The organism is Paraburkholderia caffeinilytica (assembly GCF_046030355.1).
GTDB classification, from domain to species: domain Bacteria; phylum Pseudomonadota; class Gammaproteobacteria; order Burkholderiales; family Burkholderiaceae; genus Paraburkholderia; species Paraburkholderia caffeinilytica_B.
The window spans coordinates 216,266-231,812 of sequence record NZ_JAQQCQ010000004.1; the positions used below are offsets into that span (position 1 = coordinate 216,266).

General features: G+C 58.5%; 14 protein-coding genes. 3 read left to right on the forward strand and 11 right to left on the reverse strand.

Features of this window, described 5'->3' with window-relative positions:
• Positions 1 to 82 precede the first annotated feature (82 nt).
• The 11 genes from PQQ95_RS07970 to PQQ95_RS08020 all read right to left on the reverse strand — a co-directional run bounded on the left by PQQ95_RS07970 (position 83) and on the right by PQQ95_RS08020 (position 9,169).
• Positions 83 to 685 (reverse strand): terminase small subunit-like protein, encoded by a 603-nt coding sequence (locus PQQ95_RS07970; RefSeq protein ID WP_408436650.1) that lies wholly within the window; start codon positions 683 to 685, stop codon positions 83 to 85.
• A 329-nt stretch (positions 686 to 1,014) separates the two neighbouring features.
• On the reverse strand, positions 1,015 to 1,719 hold the full coding sequence (locus PQQ95_RS07975) for a phage baseplate protein (RefSeq protein ID WP_408436652.1): 705 nt from the start codon (positions 1,717 to 1,719) through the stop codon (positions 1,015 to 1,017).
• Entirely contained in the window at positions 1,716 to 2,972 is a 1,257-nt protein-coding gene (locus PQQ95_RS07980) for a hypothetical protein (RefSeq protein WP_408436653.1), read from the reverse strand. The genes PQQ95_RS07975 and PQQ95_RS07980 overlap by 4 nt, the downstream gene beginning before the upstream one ends.
• Positions 2,973 to 2,975: 3 nt before the next feature.
• Entirely contained in the window at positions 2,976 to 4,955 is a 1,980-nt protein-coding gene (locus PQQ95_RS07985) for a hypothetical protein (protein WP_408436655.1), read from the reverse strand.
• 47 nt (positions 4,956 to 5,002) lie between these two features.
• The gene (locus PQQ95_RS07990) at positions 5,003 to 5,323 is read right to left on the reverse strand and encodes a hypothetical protein (RefSeq protein WP_408436657.1); all 321 of its coding nucleotides are present in this window, start codon (positions 5,321 to 5,323) and stop codon (positions 5,003 to 5,005) included.
• A 389-nt stretch (positions 5,324 to 5,712) separates the two neighbouring features.
• Positions 5,713 to 6,150, reverse strand: coding sequence for a hypothetical protein (locus PQQ95_RS07995; protein ID WP_408436658.1), 438 nt, complete (start codon positions 6,148 to 6,150; stop codon positions 5,713 to 5,715).
• A gap of 1 nt (position 6,151) precedes the next feature.
• Positions 6,152 to 6,547 carry a hypothetical protein gene (locus PQQ95_RS08000; protein ID WP_408436660.1) on the reverse strand — a complete coding sequence of 132 codons (396 nt, stop codon included), beginning with the start codon at positions 6,545 to 6,547 and terminating at the stop codon, positions 6,152 to 6,154.
• A 4-nt stretch (positions 6,548 to 6,551) separates the two neighbouring features.
• A complete protein-coding gene (locus PQQ95_RS08005) occupies positions 6,552 to 6,806 on the reverse strand; it encodes a terminase small subunit-like protein (RefSeq protein ID WP_408436662.1) in 255 nt (84 codons plus the stop codon).
• Between the two features lie 170 nt (positions 6,807 to 6,976).
• Positions 6,977 to 8,221 (reverse strand): hypothetical protein, encoded by a 1,245-nt coding sequence (locus PQQ95_RS08010; protein WP_408436664.1) that lies wholly within the window; start codon positions 8,219 to 8,221, stop codon positions 6,977 to 6,979.
• Between the two features lie 518 nt (positions 8,222 to 8,739).
• The gene (locus tag PQQ95_RS08015) at positions 8,740 to 8,940 is read right to left on the reverse strand and encodes a hypothetical protein (RefSeq protein ID WP_408436666.1); all 201 of its coding nucleotides are present in this window, start codon (positions 8,938 to 8,940) and stop codon (positions 8,740 to 8,742) included.
• The gene (locus tag PQQ95_RS08020; RefSeq protein ID WP_408436668.1) at positions 8,933 to 9,169 is read right to left on the reverse strand and encodes a ribbon-helix-helix domain-containing protein; all 237 of its coding nucleotides are present in this window, start codon (positions 9,167 to 9,169) and stop codon (positions 8,933 to 8,935) included. The genes PQQ95_RS08015 and PQQ95_RS08020 overlap by 8 nt, the downstream gene beginning before the upstream one ends.
• Positions 9,170 to 9,904: 735 nt before the next feature.
• Between PQQ95_RS08020 and map the strand changes: the two genes are divergently transcribed.
• The 3 genes from map to PQQ95_RS08035 are packed head-to-tail and all read left to right on the forward strand — an operon-like array spanning position 9,905 to position 15,503.
• A complete protein-coding gene (map, locus tag PQQ95_RS08025; protein ID WP_408436989.1) occupies positions 9,905 to 10,738 on the forward strand; it encodes a type I methionyl aminopeptidase in 834 nt (277 codons plus the stop codon).
• 31 nt (positions 10,739 to 10,769) lie between these two features.
• Positions 10,770 to 13,349 (forward strand): [protein-PII] uridylyltransferase, encoded by a 2,580-nt coding sequence (locus tag PQQ95_RS08030; RefSeq protein ID WP_408436670.1) that lies wholly within the window; start codon positions 10,770 to 10,772, stop codon positions 13,347 to 13,349.
• A 6-nt stretch (positions 13,350 to 13,355) separates the two neighbouring features.
• Positions 13,356 to 15,503 (forward strand): pseudouridine synthase, encoded by a 2,148-nt coding sequence (locus PQQ95_RS08035; protein ID WP_408436672.1) that lies wholly within the window; start codon positions 13,356 to 13,358, stop codon positions 15,501 to 15,503.
• The last annotated feature ends 44 nt before the right edge of the window (positions 15,504 to 15,547 follow it).

The following is a 15,547-nucleotide window of genomic DNA, read 5'->3' on the forward strand; positions in this document are numbered from 1 at the left end:
AATACGCAGTACCGAGTGTTTTGCCAAGCCACTACCTACCTCACGCTGGCCTGCATGTAGCTGCATTAGTGGGAGAGCGCGATCAACCATTGCCCGCTTCCTTGCCCTCGGCAGGCTGCGCAATTGATTGAGTGGGAGCGCCACCGCCAACAATCTTTAACACCGGCTGGCCTGCGGGCACATATGGTGCGGCGGGCGCACCGATGATTGGCAAATCGGGGGCGTTTTGAATAACGAGCGTGACTTGCCCACCATCCTCGCCAATGCCCTGATAGTCCGCCAAGCCCTTGGTCAACAGGAAGCGAATCGAATCAGCCTTCTGTTTCGCGGCGGTCAGACGGTCAGCGGGGCTAACCTTGGCATAACCTTCGAGCGCTTCGTCAGGTAGGCGCACCATCTGATCTGCAAGCCCATGCAGGCGAATGGCCTGTGCGGTCTTGAATGCGCTGGCTAGTGTGTCGTCCACCAGCATGCGACGGCGCACGGTAGCCGGGTGAGGCATGTTCGGATGACGACACGCTTTAGTTAAGTCCTCACCCTCGGCAACGTACTCGAATAGCCGTTCATATACAGCGGCGGAATAGCCCTTGTTTGTGATTCTCCGGCGCGTTTTCTTCGCCTTGGTCTTGGCTGGCGCTTCCGGTTTCTGCGCAATTGATTGCGTAGATTTGTTCGTAAATTTCACTGGCACGGCTCACCTCTTTAATCATTGGGGTGGCCTCCATGCCGGTTAGTAGTCGGTACTGCTGGTGCTGCTATTCAGCCGTTCGGTCTCTATCTGCTGGTGGCACTTGTTCCAATTCGCTCACCAGCAGGCGTGCCCACGATAACGCGCATGAGGTATTACTATCGGCCTCTGCTGCGTCGCCATGGCGTGAGCGTTCAATCAGTTTTGCGATGCCAATTGCAGTGCCCAGCGCAGTAGCAAGACGCTCTGCGCGTGGTTTATCTCGCCCTTCGAAATGTACTTCGTGTTCGCTGCTCATAGCTGCCTCTGCGCAATTGATTGCAAACTCAAACCGGCGTACCGGTATCACCACTACCCGGCGTCACACCACCATGCACGTGACCATGTACCGATGTACCTGCCGCTGTCACGTCATGCACAACGGTCACCGGGCCTTGCAGGGTAGCCGGATACCCACCGCTTTCTGTACCTTGTGTGAGTTGACCATCCAGCACGATGTTCGGTGCCTGCAAAGTGATGGTGTCGGCGCTCATGGTGAGAGAACAACTCCCGGTAGTCATGGTGATACTACCGGGCAATAGCGTGATAACACTCCCTGATGCAGTATCGCGTAGCACTACACCATTCGGCCCATAAGCTGTTACCGCATTCGGGTCTACTGCTACCCACTTGGCATTTCCAATGGGCATGAAAAACAGACTTTCGAGATTACCCGGCTGACTCAAATCGGCGGGACTACTCGCCTGTCCGCTGCTGAATCCTACGGGCGTATCCACGGCAACTACATAGCCTTTATCGCCCGGTTGGATCGGATATCGCACGTACTCAGGGCCGAACAACGGAACAGTGATCTGCGGCAACGTCCACACGCTAGGTGCAAGATCGAACGCCACGGTAATTAGCGGCCCTGTTACGCTGATAACGTGACAAGGCAGGCTCTTTCCCTGCAATTGCATGGCGTCCGCGATCTGCACGCGGACGCCCACCGGCAAGGTGCTAACCAACGGCGTGCGTAGGTACGCGATACTCACGATGCACCTCCGGTAAAGCCGTAACTGTTGCCGCTGCTGCTCTTATACACATACGGAATGGCACTCAATAGCTTGCTTACTACCGGCTGTTGAAACACCAGTTCGTACGTGCTGACCCATGCCAGCCCACTGGCGTTGCGGCTGTCGCCAAGGTGGCGCACTTTCGTCACCAGCGCTACGCCCGTAAATGCGGAATTGCCCTTGAATGGGCTGTTGCTGGCGTTACCTATAGCAAGCGGACTAACGCCACCGTTAGGACTATTAAAATTACTGGTCGTGCCAAGTGCAGGCGGTAGCTGCACAAAATCACTTGTGGTGATATCTCCGCGCATGCACGTCACTAGCTGCACTTTGCCGGGTGCAGCCCAGTTCGGTTGCCCAATCAGGTCCAAAAAGGCAATCGGTATCGGGTTGGTCTGAGTCGTGAAGTCCTGCACAATCAGCGTGCCACCTTGCAGCACAATCGTCACGCCCGCATAGGCCGGATTGACATTCTGAGCGTAGATCGTACTGGCGGGATTCGGCCCGGCCAGTATGGATTTGCTGGTCTCGTTGATAAACGTGGCGAATTGCGCAAGGTTCTGGAAATATGCTGTTTTCGCTACGCCACTACCCCACACCAGCGAGTCGCTAATCGACATTTGAATGTTGAGTGCAGGAAAGGCCGTTGCCAGACATTGAGCAATTGCAGTACTCATGGATTGACCCAGTGCCCACGTGAATGTCAGATTGGCAGGCGTGTTGGCGGTGACCGGTTGCATGGCAGACGCACCACCACTGGCGTTGCTATAGTCCGCACTCGATCCACCCGGCGCAAGATACAACGTCAACGACATGTCGGTGCCCACCCATTCGCCCACCGCCTGCAATACCTGTCCGGTCACCAGCAAGCCTGACTGATTAGGATTTGCCAACGGCAGGCCAGCGGCCATGCCACCGCTAACGCTGATGAACATGCCATTCAAATCAGCCGCCTGAGCCACTATCGAAAGCGGGATGCCGTAGATTCGAATGAACGGCTTTGCGTGACTGTCAGGGCTATGCAGCGGCGTACTCGTAATGTCTAGCTCTACACGCAATGCAGCGGGATTGCTGCCACCTACAGTATGCGCATTGGCTCCGACGTTCAGGCTACTCCACGTTGTTGTTGTGGGGTCGTTCGAAAACACAAAGGCCGTGCCATAAGGGTTGGTATTCGGAACCAACACCTGTGAGGTGGTCGGGTTGATAAGTGTAATGGTGTAGTAGCGCATGGATCATTGCGCGAGTTGCGCACCCGTTACCTGTACGTCGGTTCCAGCAGGCGCAGTAACCTGCATCTGGATATTGAACTGCTGGGGCGTGCTGTTGGTCGTGCGTGCCGGTGCATCGGGCGTGCGCAAGGCCGCACCACCGCCCTCACCGAACCAGCCACTAACCATGCCTGCGGCACGCATTAGCCGATCTGTCAGCCCTTCTCCTACGTAAGCCTTATCTGTTTGTGCCTGCGTTTGCGTTTGCGGCTCTGCATCCACGGCCTTTTTATCCACGTCATCAAACGGCACAATCTGCGGATCAACATTCAGCCGGTCAACGTCCTTTGCTGCCTTCACGGCCTTACTATCGTTAAAAGGCGTGATCGGTTGACTGCTGTTAAGGTCGATGCCCTGCCATGCGAGTTTCCGCAAATACATTTCGGTCTCGCCGCTCTTTTGAAACTCGCTGATGTGTTCCTTCCATGCATCGCCGTACTTGGCAATGTCCTTATCGAGTCCACCGAATCCATCGTACGCGGCCACGGCTTTGTCCCATGACCCGTACTTCTTTTTGAGGTCGGCAAGGTAGCGCGCTGCGCCCACTTCGTTTGAATACTCGTTGCGCCGATCAACTCCATAGTTTGCTGCCGTGGCTGCATCAAACTGGAATGCACCGATGTGATTCGGGTTGTTCGGATTGGCGAGATTGCGCCCACCGCTGCTCTCGATATTTTCCTGTGCCTGCAAAAAGCCCTTGGGCATACCCGTTGCCTTTTCGAGCGCGGCCATATGTGCGGCTTTGTCAGGATCGGACGTGAAGCCCTGTTGATCTACCGTGCCTGCACCAGCGCCATCAAACGGGTTAGTCAATCCGTGCTGTTGCATCCACTGGCCCGCAATTGCAAAGCCACGTGCGATACGTGCAGGGTAGTCATTCTGCGCTGCTGGCGGTGGCTCAGTACCGGGTGGCGTGGGATTGTCGCCAGCATCGGCCAAATCGTTAATGGTCTTTGCGCTGGCGTCGAGGAAACCCGTTACGAGGTGCGTTGCTGCGCTGCTCCACCGGTCGAGGTGAGGGGCAAGCAATAGAATGTCCTTATTCCACGCCGTTTCTATTTCTGCCCATTTCTGCGCCTGATCCTGCTTGAACTGCGTGGCCTGATCTGCCTGCTGCTGGCTGTATCCTGTTTTTTCCCAGTTCTGCTCATACAGGTCGTGCGCCTTGTCGAGGTCACCTTTGTTATACGCGTCAGCCAGCAAGCGAAGCTGGTCCGGGTTCTCACCGGGGAAAAATGCCTGAGCCTGTGTCACTGCAAATTGCGGGCTGGTCTTTTCCCACTGGCTGTATAACGCGGCCTCGCCCTTGGCTTTTGCCCACGCCAGTTCTGCTGCATCCTGAGTAAAGTCAGTAACGCCAGCATTACGAAATGACTGTTGCTTGGTTACGTCCTGCTTTGCATTTGCCGCTTCCTCTAGCTGATCGCGGCCAAGTCCATACGGCTCACCGGCAATACCGAATTCTTTTTCCTTGCCCAGTTGCAAGCCAAGCTGGCGACTACTTTTGTAGTCATCGGCCACACTGTTGGAAGCGCCAAGCGTCGCACCATATAACGCGCTGGTGAGTGCACCAGCAGTACCGGCAAGCCCCAGCATGCCACCCAGCCCACTACGGGCAATACCAGTCAGCCCGCGTGATGACCGTTCGATTTCCTTTGCGATGTTGCGCCAGCTTTTCTCGGTTTCAACGGTGTCTTTCCGAATCCGTACGAATGTACCGGACGTGGGACTGCTGAATTTCGGGTCCGTCGCGGCCCTTACCAAATCGTTGAATGCGTCCTCTACGTTATCGAAACTGGTCGCAAGGCGTTTCACTCCCTTGTCAGTTGCAGACCATGCGCCGTTAGTTTTTTCCAGTTCATCTTGCCAGTTGTGGAAAGACGTAACAAAGGCATCCCATTGGGCCGTTTCGACCGGAATTTCGATGATCTTTTTATCCGTCATGACATGCCTCTCAGGGTGATGCTGCGCAATTGATTGCGCGGACTAGCTCAATGCTTCGTCTCGTTTTCGCCTTCGGCCACTACGATCCACCCCTCCACTTCGATCCATTCGGCAAGCTGTTTGCGGTGGTCTGCGATAGCATCCTGAATCTTTTCGGCGCGGGCGGTGATTGCTCGGGCGGTATTCTCGTCGGCCAGCGAAATAGCTTCGACCATCAAGCCAAGCGAGAATTGCAGACTGCGAATCACTGCGGCCTCGGCGTGCGCTCCGGGTCCGGCATGTCGATAAATTGATGGAATATCAAGCTCCAGATTTCGAACCGAGCATGAAAGCAAGTCAACAATGCGCTGGTGTGTGTGTGCGTTCATTTCCGGCCTCTTTTCGGTGCTTCAATCTCTTTCAATCGCTGCGGCGTGCAAAACCTCTCACACCAGCTAGTGCCCGCTGGTGGATCAACACGGCGGGGGCGTACCTGCTGGCGAGGTATCGGTTGCGGCCAGCGGTTGCTACGTGTGGTGCTCATGATGTGCTCCCCTGTTGCTCGCGTTCGGTCCTGATCCTGAGCGCGTTCGCGCGCCCTTTCGCCTGAAGTACTTCGCGGTTCTGTGCGTAATACACGCGCATGAATTCAGACCGGCAGGATTTGCATTGCGGTTGCAGACCATCTGCGCGAGCGCGACAGCGACCAAAGGCGACAAGTGGCTTGAACCGCCTGCACGTCGAGCACTGTTTCATAAGCGGCTTGACCATGATCGGCTCACAAGACCACCGGCAATTTCACTGGCTGTCCACCGATGGTTTTTGCCAGCATGGGGGGCGCTTGATACGGACGCATCCAGCCAGATTTTTTGCCGTAATATTCGGTGCATTCGCGCCCGCTGCGATCACGCGTAATCACAGGCCGCAATTCCGGTGATTCGTGCGCCTGCTCGAAAACAGCGGCCTTCACGCGCTGCTCTGTCTTGGCGAATTCGGTGGCGGGCATGGTCGAGGCATCGGCGCGCACGCTCAACGGAACCGACTTAGGTAGTGAGCGCTGTAGCTGTCGCGTCAACATCCGGCGCAAGTCGTCAGGGCTTGCGGCATCGGCCTTGCAAATGTCGATGATCCCCACACGCATACCAGCGGCCTGCACAGGTACTACGTACTCTGCCGCTACGGCCTCAAAGGCCATGGTTTCAGCAAGGCTCTGCATTTCAAACCTCGGGGAGTTGAATGTTGCCGCTGGCAATCATGGCTTGGGTTGCACGCCATTCCGTTTCGAATCGAGCGTTTTGCTCCACCGTTTGCGGCTTATTCGTGATTCGAAGCATCTGATAGGCGGGACTCGTGAAGTCGAGCATCCAGCGTTTGCGCGTGCCGGTGTTGCTGAATTCCCTAATGGGTCGATTGGCCTCGTCATAACGAACAGTCATTTTCAGGCCGTCGCCGGTTACCGTGCTGTCGGCGCGTGCACCGTCATCGCGTGGTGGCATCTGGCCGTGTTGCAGCAGATAGGCGGTTCCTGCATCTGTGAGTACTTCACGCGTCCCCGGCCAATCATTCAGGGGGTTGTTTTTCACTGTCTCGTAATACTTGCTGCGGATAGCCATGGCCCTAGCTCCTAGAAAATCTGCTTTGCGTTTGCTGCTGTACAGCGTGTGCGTATCGACCTACCAATTCCGGGTCGGCGTCGAGCCATCTGTAAAAAGACGTTCTCCCTACACCGGCTGATTCACACGCGGCCATCAACGGCTCACCACGCGCCACCGATGCCAGAATCGAGTCGATTACCGCGTCTGGAGTGTGGCGACCCGGTACGGTGGTTTGTTCGGTCACGGACGTGCTCTCCAAGCGGGTCATTTGTTCCATTGTGATGGCTCATAAATCGTTTGTAAAACTAACTAAAGCGCAGTTATGGCGATTGTCAAATGTGCAATTGATTGCAAAATCAGTCATCCTAAAAACGCTCTGTGACGGCCTGACACTGCGCACCCTCACTTGCCTATCAACCACCCCTCAGCATCTTTTTGTCGGCCCGCCTATGCGGTCGCGCTGGCCTTTGCCTGCTGCTCAGCCTGCAATAGCTGTACGAACTTGTTCGGCTTCTTCGGCGCAATTGATTGCGTGGACGTATGCGCCTGCGCAAGCTCTGCCAGATACTTGGCTGTCGCTGCCTGCTTGGCTTGCCGTTGCAGGTCGGTCTCGTAATGCTTGTTGAAGTACAGCACGAACTCCGCAAGGTGCGCGCTAAAGAACTCAGGCCGGGGCGCAATCTGCGAACCACCCTTTACGCAAGACATGACGGAATACCAGTGCTGCACGATGTACCGCATCAACAGGTCGGAATCCAAGCCAAGTATCCCTAGCTTGGTTCGCACGTCCCGCAAAATCTTCCCCTGAGTCTGGGTCAGGGGAACTGCTGCTTTCGGGTGGTACTCGCTCATGGTCCTTTCCCATACTCCGGTAGGCTTCCACGCGGGCACGGCCTTGGGTTTGTTTTCAGGGGTTGCCTTTGACTTTGACTTATCGCCCTCGCCTGAAATCGCTTCTGGAATTACAGGGGTTGTGACGGGCGCTGGTGCCGTCACAAAGTCTTTACTTCCTTCAACCTTACTTCCTACAACCTTAAAGGCTTTAATAGTTGAATTTTCAACTTTAGCTGTAGTTGAATTTTCAACTTTAGCTGGGGTGTCGTCGTCGGTCTTCTGCGCTGTCTGATCGGCATGAGCTAAAGTGGAATTTTCAACTTTAGCTGGGACATGATCAAAGGTCGGCCAGCCATTCAGGGAACCCGCACCCTGTGCAATGGGCAGGCAGAATAGGGATTTCTTTTCACCCTTTACCTTGGCTCCTTTCGCCCGCGTTTCCACCAGACCCCATTCGCGCAATTTCACCAGTGCGTATTTGGTCTGCTCCAGCGTCAATTCGCATTCGTCGGCCAGTTCCCTGATGGTGTGATACCACCAGTAACAGCCATTGCGAAGATACAGGCGGGATTTGCCGTTGTCGTGCTGATAACGGAATACGATTTTCCCCAGCACTGTAGCGGCATTGTGATTGCCACGGCATACCGCCAGATAGTGCCGTCTCCAATGAGAATCCGGCAAAACGGAAACCGTGCGAATCGCGGCAGGCGGTGGCGCTTTGGCCTTTTTAACGCAAGTGCCGGGATTGTCTAACGGGGAATTGCCGCTTGCAATTGATTGCACAGAAACTTGCCCAGCATTCTGCGAAGTACTGACGACTTCGGCGGCCTGATATTCGGCTTCGTTGAAAACTGACATTTTTGTTACCTCATTCAAACACAGATTGATCGGGTGCGTCGAACGAGGTAAACTGATTTCGAGTTACCTCACTCGCCTGTGCGCTAACACAGGACAAATTCAGCCCGGATTCCTTTGCAGGGTCCGGGCTTTTCTTTGCCGCTCAAATTTTGCCGATATCTAGTGTTTTAGCCACCCTTCGGGATGGACTCTTAAACTACTGCTTTGAGACTGTGTGTACTACCTATTTGTCGTCCACCTTTCTGGCGGATCGTCGTGCACCAACAAAAAATCCCAGTAAAGCATTTTGAGGGCGGGCTTTGGCAAGCCATGATGCAATCCCTACGTGGGGAGGATCGCACCATCTTTCACCCTCAAAAAACTCTATCCGGGATTTCTCTGTTACTTCCACGCACTTAACGGTTGCCGATGCCGCTTCCTGATTATAAGCGTCTCATAATTCAGTGGCGACAAAAAACGCCCCCTATATTACGGGGGCTAATTCTCGCAGTGGCAAAGGTAAATCTACTGCAACTACTCTAGCTGCGAACATGACCGGTTACCGGCCTGCCCGCATAAACCACGGCCACCAGCCCCATAAACAGCAGAATGGCGATTGCTGCTAACAGCATGGTAGTAGCCGTAAAACTTCCGATAAGTGCAAGTGCAATCCATACAACCAGCGCTTCTGCTACCAGCGTCAACAGGAAAGCCACAAGTGTCTTTTTCAGGTTACTCATTTTGCCCACCTTCCTGCGCAATTGATTGCATGATTTTCTGCTGTTTCTTTGCTTCCCATGCCTGAACCTGTGATTCAACGGAGTCGAGACTATCCAAATACATGGCAACACCGCGCCGGATGATTTCCGATTGGCTTACGCCTGATTTCGCGCTGCGTTGCCCTATGCGCTGTTTGAGCGCAATCGGCATTTTTAGGGTAGTCATTCCGGCTTCAAGAGGTTCGCCCATTTTAATCTCCCAGTGAGTACATAACGTTCAATACGAATACATAACCTTATGTACCGATATTAGAACCATCGGCGAATTACGCAAAATCGGTGGAAAATCACAACTCGATAAAAAACCGCATAAATCGACCAAAAAACACCACCGTATCGAATGGCATATAGGAAACCGGGCGAACATTCTTTTGGCTTATAGAGGTGATCGGCAGAGATAGGAGACAAAAAGAAGCCCGCCGTAAGAACAGGCAGGCTAGTCAAACACACACCGGAACCGAGGCAGGCCCGGAATAACGGACGATATCCGGTAAAACTGATGCTTTCAAGTACCTGTCGTAACGCTATGTGCGGTGCCTGACGCACACGCCGTAGCTGTGAGCGCTGTGCGTGAGCGCTGTGCTAATTAATTGCGCAGACCGGCGTCGAGTACGCAGGGCGCGTATTTTTAGAAAACTGTTCTATGGCATCGCCATGCCATGCCGGATTTCTTCTCATCCGCCTCGTTTCCCGCCGCTGGGCGTGCCTGCAATCAATTGCGCAAGGCCGTCAGGCGGTCCACCGGGCGGGACGGTGCTAAAATGTGTTATTCGGCCCCAAATGCACGGTGTAGCGCGGTCTACCGGCGGAATTTTTCGTTCTGTCGTCCCGCTGAAACCCTGCTGGCTGGTGGTTTCTCGTCAATTCGGTGGAATGCTGGTGGAATTTTCGTAAATCCAGAATCCACCAAAGACGGAAACCCTTACTGCACAAGGCTTCAGAGAGAATTATGGCTATTACGCTCAAAAACGAACACGATATCGCGCAGATGCGCGTCGCCTGCAAGCTTGCTAGCGAAGTGCTCGACTACATTACGCCGTTCGTCACGGCCGGCATCACGACCGGCGAACTCGACCGGCTGTGTCACGAATACATGCTGAAGGAACAAGGCACGATTCCGGCGCCGCTGAACTATCAGCCGCCTGGCTACCCGCCTTACCCGAAAGCCACCTGCATTTCCGTGAACGACGTGATCTGCCACGGCATTCCGGGCGACAAGACGCTGAAGAACGGCGACGCGCTGAATATCGACATCACGGTGATCAAGGAAGGCTATTTCGGCGACACCAGCCGGATGTTCATCGTCGGCGAAGGCTCGATCATGGCCAAACGCCTCGTGCAGACCACTTTCGAATGCATGTGGCTCGGCATCGATCAGGTGCGCCCGGGCGCCCATCTCGGCGACATCGGCTACGCGATCCAGAAACATGCCGAAGGACAAGGCTACAGCGTGGTGCGCGAATATTGCGGCCACGGCATCGGCACGGTGTTTCACGAAGACCCGCAGATTCTGCACTATGGCCGTCCCGGCACCGGGCTCGAGTTGCAAGCCGGCATGATCTTCACGATCGAACCAATGATCAACGCCGGCCGGCGCGACATCCGCACCATGCCGGACCAGTGGACCGTCAAGACCAAGGACCGCAGCCTGTCGGCGCAGTGGGAACACACGGTGCTCGTTACCGAAACCGGCTACGACGTGCTGACTGTTTCAGCCGGCACGCCCGCGCGGCCGCCGGTTGTCGCAGCCACGGCCTGAACGACTTCCGACCTCACCCGCCCACCTGCCAATGAGTAGTGTTCCAGCCGTCGCCCAATCCCATGCCACGTCGCTCAAGGCGGACTATAAAGTGGCCAAAGCCCAGTTGCTGGAACGCTTCAAGACCGCCTCCAACGTCGACTCGCTGATGGCCGCCCTGGCGCGCGCCACCGACGAGTCGCTGCGCGCCGCCTGGAATACCTGTGAGTTGCCGCCCGAACTGGCGCTGCTCGCGGTCGGCGGTTACGGGCGAGGCGAACTAGCGCCGCACTCCGACATCGACATTCTGGTCCTGTTGCCCGACGCGCCGATCGCGCATCTGGAAGCGCGCATCGAACGTTTTATCAGCCTTGCATGGGATTTGGGGCTTGAACTCGGCAGCAGCGTGCGCAGCGTGGTGCAGTGTGTCGAAGAAGCCGCCAACGACGTCACCGTGCGCACCTCGCTGCTCGAAGCGCGGCGCATTACAGGAAGCGTCTCACTCTTCGACGACTTTGCGAAGCGCTACCGCGAAACACTCGACCCGCGCGCGTTTTTCCAGGCCAAGGTGCTGGAAATGCGTCAGCGGCACGCCAAGTTTCAGGACACGCCGTATTCGCTCGAGCCGAACATCAAGGAAAGCCCGGGCGGCCTGCGCGATTTGCAACTGATTCTGTGGATTACCCAGGCAGCCGGTTTCGGCAGCAGCTGGCGCGAGCTTGAAGCACGCGGCCTGATCACGGAGCGTGAAGCGCGCGAACTGCGCCGCAACGAGGGCTTCCTGAAAACGCTGCGTGCCCGCTTGCACGTGATCGCCGGGCGCCGCCAGGACATTCTGGTGTTCGACCTGCAAACGCCGGTGGCGGAAAGCTTCGGCTACAAACCAACGGCCACCAAGCGCGCCAGCGAGCAACTGATGCGCCGCTACTACTGGGCTGCCAAGGCCGTGACGCAGCTGGCCACGATCCTGATCCAGAACATCGAAGCGCAGCTCTTCCCCAACACGAGCGGCATCACGCGCGTGTTGTCGGATCGTTTCGTCGAGAAACAGGGCATGCTGGAAATCGCCAGCGACGACGTCTTCCAGCGCGAGCCGAACGCGATCCTCGAAGCCTTCCTGCTCTATGAACAGACGCCCGGCGTGAAGGGTTTGTCGGCGCGCACGCTGCGAGCCATATACAACGCCCGCGACGTGATGGATCAGCATTGGCGGCGCGATCCGGAAAACGGACGCCTGTTCATGGATATCCTGAAGCAGCCGGCCGGCATCACCCACGCGCTGCGCCTGATGAACCAGACCAGCGTGCTCGGGCGCTATCTGCTGAACTTCCGGCGCATCGTCGGACAGATGCAGCACGACCTGTATCACGTCTACACGGTCGATCAGCACATCCTCATGGTATTGCGCAATCTGCGCCGCTTCGCGGTCGCCGAGCACGCACACGAATATCCGTTCTGCAGCCAGTTGATCGCCAATTTCGACCGGCCGTGGGTGTTGTATGTGGCGGCGCTGTTTCACGACATCGCCAAGGGCCGCGGCGGCGACCATTCCACGCTCGGCATGGCCGACGCGCGGCGCTTCTGCCGCACCCATGGCATGGAGGGCGAGGACGGCGAACTGGTCGTCTGGTTGGTCCAGCAGCATTTGACCATGAGCCAGGTCGCGCAGAAGCAGGACACGAGCGACCCCGAGGTCATCAAGCGGTTTGCCGAGCTGGTCGGCAACGAGCGCCGGCTGACCGCGCTTTACCTGCTGACCGTAGCCGACATTCGCGGCACCAGCCCGAAGGTCTGGAACACGTGGAAAGGCAAGCTGCTCGAGGACCTCTACCGAGCCACGCTGGCGGTGCTCGGCGGCGCGCGGCCCGACGCGCATTCGGAACTGAAGTCGCGCCAGGAGGAGGCGTTGGCCCTGCTGCGCCTCGAAACGGTGCCGGAAGGCGCGCAAAAGGCGCTGTGGGACAAGCTGGATATCGGTTATTTCCTGCGCCACGACGCGGCGGACATTGCGTGGCAGACCCGCGTGCTGTACCGGCACGTCGAGACCGCGACGCCGATCGTGCGGGCGCGTCCTTCGCCGATTGGCGAAGCGCTTCAGGTGCTGGTGTACGTGAAAGACCAGCCCGATCTGTTCGCCGGCATTTGCGCGTATTTCGACCGCAACGGCTTGTCAGTGCTCGATGCGCGGGTCAGCACGACCCGTCACGGGTACGCGCTCGATAATTTCCTCGTCGCGCATACCGAAGAAGACGTGCATTATCGCGATATTGCCAATCTGGTCGAACAGGAACTGACTGCACGCCTCACCGGTGACGGCACCCTGCTTCCGGGACCGTCGAAAGGCCGGTTGTCACGGCTGTCGCGGACCTTCCCTGTTACGCCGCGCGTCGATCTTCGGGCCGACGAGCGCGGCCAATATTACATCCTGTCCGTGTCCGCTAACGACCGGCCAGGCCTTCTTTATTCGATCGCGCGCGTGCTGGCCGAGCACCGGGTCGGCGTCGCGTCGGCGCGGATCAATACGCTCGGCGAACGCGTCGAAGACGTGTTCCTGCTGGATGGACACGGTCTGTCGGACAACCGCCTGCAAATTCAGGTCGAGACCGAACTGCTGCGCGCGATTGCAGTGTGAGATTTCATGCGAGTCAAATTAACAGCCAAGCACCCGCGGCCGGCTTCGTCCGAACGCGCCCCTGTCCGTACCGGAAGCACCTCGGCGCGTAAGCCGACGCGTCCGAGCGGGCCAAGGCCGTCTACGCCGACGGCTGGGTTTAACGGGGCGCGGGGTGAAAGCGCTGGCGCAGCGGCGGGCGGCGGCAAGCGGCCGGCGGGTGCAGGTAAGCCGGCAGGCGCCGGTGCGCGTGCGCCGCGGGCTGAAGGATCGTTTTCCCGCGAGCGGGATGCAGGTGGCGCCGGCGCTGCGCGCCGGGCGCCGTCGGATCGGCCGCCGCGGCGCGAAGGGGCCGGCGGTGCGCCGCGCCGCTTCGAGGGTAGCGGCGATCGCGCACCGCGTCGGGACGACGGCGAGCGTGCGCCCCGCAAGTTTGAAGGTGGTGGCGACCGTAGTGAACGTGCTCCGCGTCGCGCTGATGGCGAACGCAGCCAAGGCGCTCCGCGTCGATTTGAAGGTACCAGCGATCGTGCCCCGCGTCGGGATGAAGGTGCTCGTGCACCCCGCAAGTTTGAAGGTGGGGGCGATCGCAGCGAACGCGCACCGCGGCGTGCTGACGGTGAACGCACTCAGGGCGCTCCGCGCCGATTTGAAGGCAGCGGCGACCGCACTCCCCGTCGTGACGACGGCGAGCGAGCGCCCCGCAGATTTGAAGGTAGCGGCGATCGCAGCGAACGCGCACCGCGTCGCGCAGACGGCGAACGCAGTCAAGGCGCACCCCGCCGCTTCGAAGGCAGCGCAGATCGCAGCGACCGCGCACCGCGCAGTTTCGAAGGCAGCCGCGCCCCGCGCCGCGACGACGGTGAACGCCGCTCGTTCAGCGGTCCGCGCCCGGGTGCAGGCCGCCCGACGGAAGGTGGGTCGCGTGGCGAGCGTCCGGTGCGTGACGCTTCGGACCGGCCCCGCTTCGGCAGCGACCGTGGCGCCCCGCAGGAGCGCCGCACCGGTGAGCGCGGGCTGCGCAGCGACAGCACACCGCGCCGCTTTGAAGGCGAGCGTGGTGCGTCCGACCGCGGCGAGCGCACTTTTGCGAAGCCCGTCAAAAGCGGCTACGGCGACCGCACGGATCGTCCGGCGCGCGCACCGCGTGACGACCGCGGTGAACGCGCCCCAGCCAAACGTGAATTCGGCGACCGTCCGCCGCGTGCCGGCGAACGTAACGAGCGTAGCGACCGTGGCGACCGCCCTGCTCGCAGCGTCGATAAAGCGCTGCCGACCGCCGGCCGCCGCTTTGGTGACGACAACCGCCCCGCCCGTGCCGATAAACCGCGCGCCCCGGCGCCCGCAGCCAGAGCCGAACGCGACGATGACGCCGATGTCACGCCGCGCACGCCACGCCGCGATTACGAAGACGCACCGGGCACGCTGCGCCTGTCCAAGCTGATGTCGGAACTCGGCCTGTGCTCGCGCCGCGAAGCCGACGAGTGGATCGAAAAAGGCTGGGTGCTAGTCGACGGCGAGCGGATCGACACGCTCGGCACCAAGGTTCGTCCGGACCAGCGCATCGAAATCGACCCCGCCGCCGAAGCCGCGCAAGCAAGTCAGGTGACAGTCCTGATCCACAAGCCCGTGGGCCTCGTATCGGGCCAGGCGGAAGACGGCTATCAACCGGCGATCACGCTGGTCACGCCGGAAAATCGTTGGGAAGGCGACAGTTCTGACATTCGTTTCTCGGTCTCGCATCTGCGCCAGCTAGCACCGGCCGGACGCCTCGACATCGATTCGACGGGCTTGCTGGTGCTGACGCAGGACGGCCGCATCGCCAAGCAACTGATCGGCGGCCATTCGGAGATCGACAAGGAGTATCTGGTGCGCGTGTCGTTCGGCGAGCACACCACGGACGTCGAAAGCCATTTCCCGCCGGAAAGCCTCGCGCTCCTGTGCCACGGGCTCTCGCTCGACGACGTGCCGCTGAAACCCGCGCAGGTCAATTGGCAAAACGGCGAACAACTGCGTTTCGTGCTGCGCGAAGGCAAGAAGCGCCAGATTCGCCGGATGTGCGAACTGGTGGGCCTCGAAGTGATCGGCCTGAAGCGCGTGCGGATGGGCAAAGTGGTGCTGGGCGCACTGCCGCCGGGCCAATGGCGCTATCTGTCCGCGGACGAGTCGTTCTGATGCCGGGAGCTTGACGCTCAAACAGCGAAAACTCATGGTGCCCG

Excerpts from the sequence above, each read along its gene's own strand:
- PQQ95_RS07980 (WP_408436653.1), bottom strand. The coding sequence starts at position 2,972 with ATGCGCTACTACACCATTACACTTATCAACCCGACCACCTCACAGGTG.
- PQQ95_RS07985 (WP_408436655.1), bottom strand. The coding sequence starts at position 4,955 with ATGACGGATAAAAAGATCATCGAAATTCCGGTCGAAACGGCCCAATGG.
- PQQ95_RS07990 (WP_408436657.1), bottom strand. The coding sequence starts at position 5,323 with ATGAACGCACACACACACCAGCGCATTGTTGACTTGCTTTCATGCTCG.
- PQQ95_RS07995 (WP_408436658.1), bottom strand. The coding sequence starts at position 6,150 with ATGCAGAGCCTTGCTGAAACCATGGCCTTTGAGGCCGTAGCGGCAGAG.
- PQQ95_RS08000 (WP_408436660.1), bottom strand. The coding sequence starts at position 6,547 with ATGGCTATCCGCAGCAAGTATTACGAGACAGTGAAAAACAACCCCCTG.
- PQQ95_RS08005 (WP_408436662.1), bottom strand. The coding sequence starts at position 6,806 with ATGGAACAAATGACCCGCTTGGAGAGCACGTCCGTGACCGAACAAACC.
- PQQ95_RS08010 (WP_408436664.1), bottom strand. The coding sequence starts at position 8,221 with ATGTCAGTTTTCAACGAAGCCGAATATCAGGCCGCCGAAGTCGTCAGT.
- PQQ95_RS08015 (WP_408436666.1), bottom strand. The coding sequence starts at position 8,940 with ATGAGTAACCTGAAAAAGACACTTGTGGCTTTCCTGTTGACGCTGGTA.
- PQQ95_RS08020 (WP_408436668.1), bottom strand. The coding sequence starts at position 9,169 with ATGGGCGAACCTCTTGAAGCCGGAATGACTACCCTAAAAATGCCGATT.
- PQQ95_RS08030 (WP_408436670.1), top strand. The coding sequence starts at position 10,770 with ATGAGTAGTGTTCCAGCCGTCGCCCAATCCCATGCCACGTCGCTCAAG.
- PQQ95_RS08035 (WP_408436672.1), top strand. The coding sequence starts at position 13,356 with ATGCGAGTCAAATTAACAGCCAAGCACCCGCGGCCGGCTTCGTCCGAA.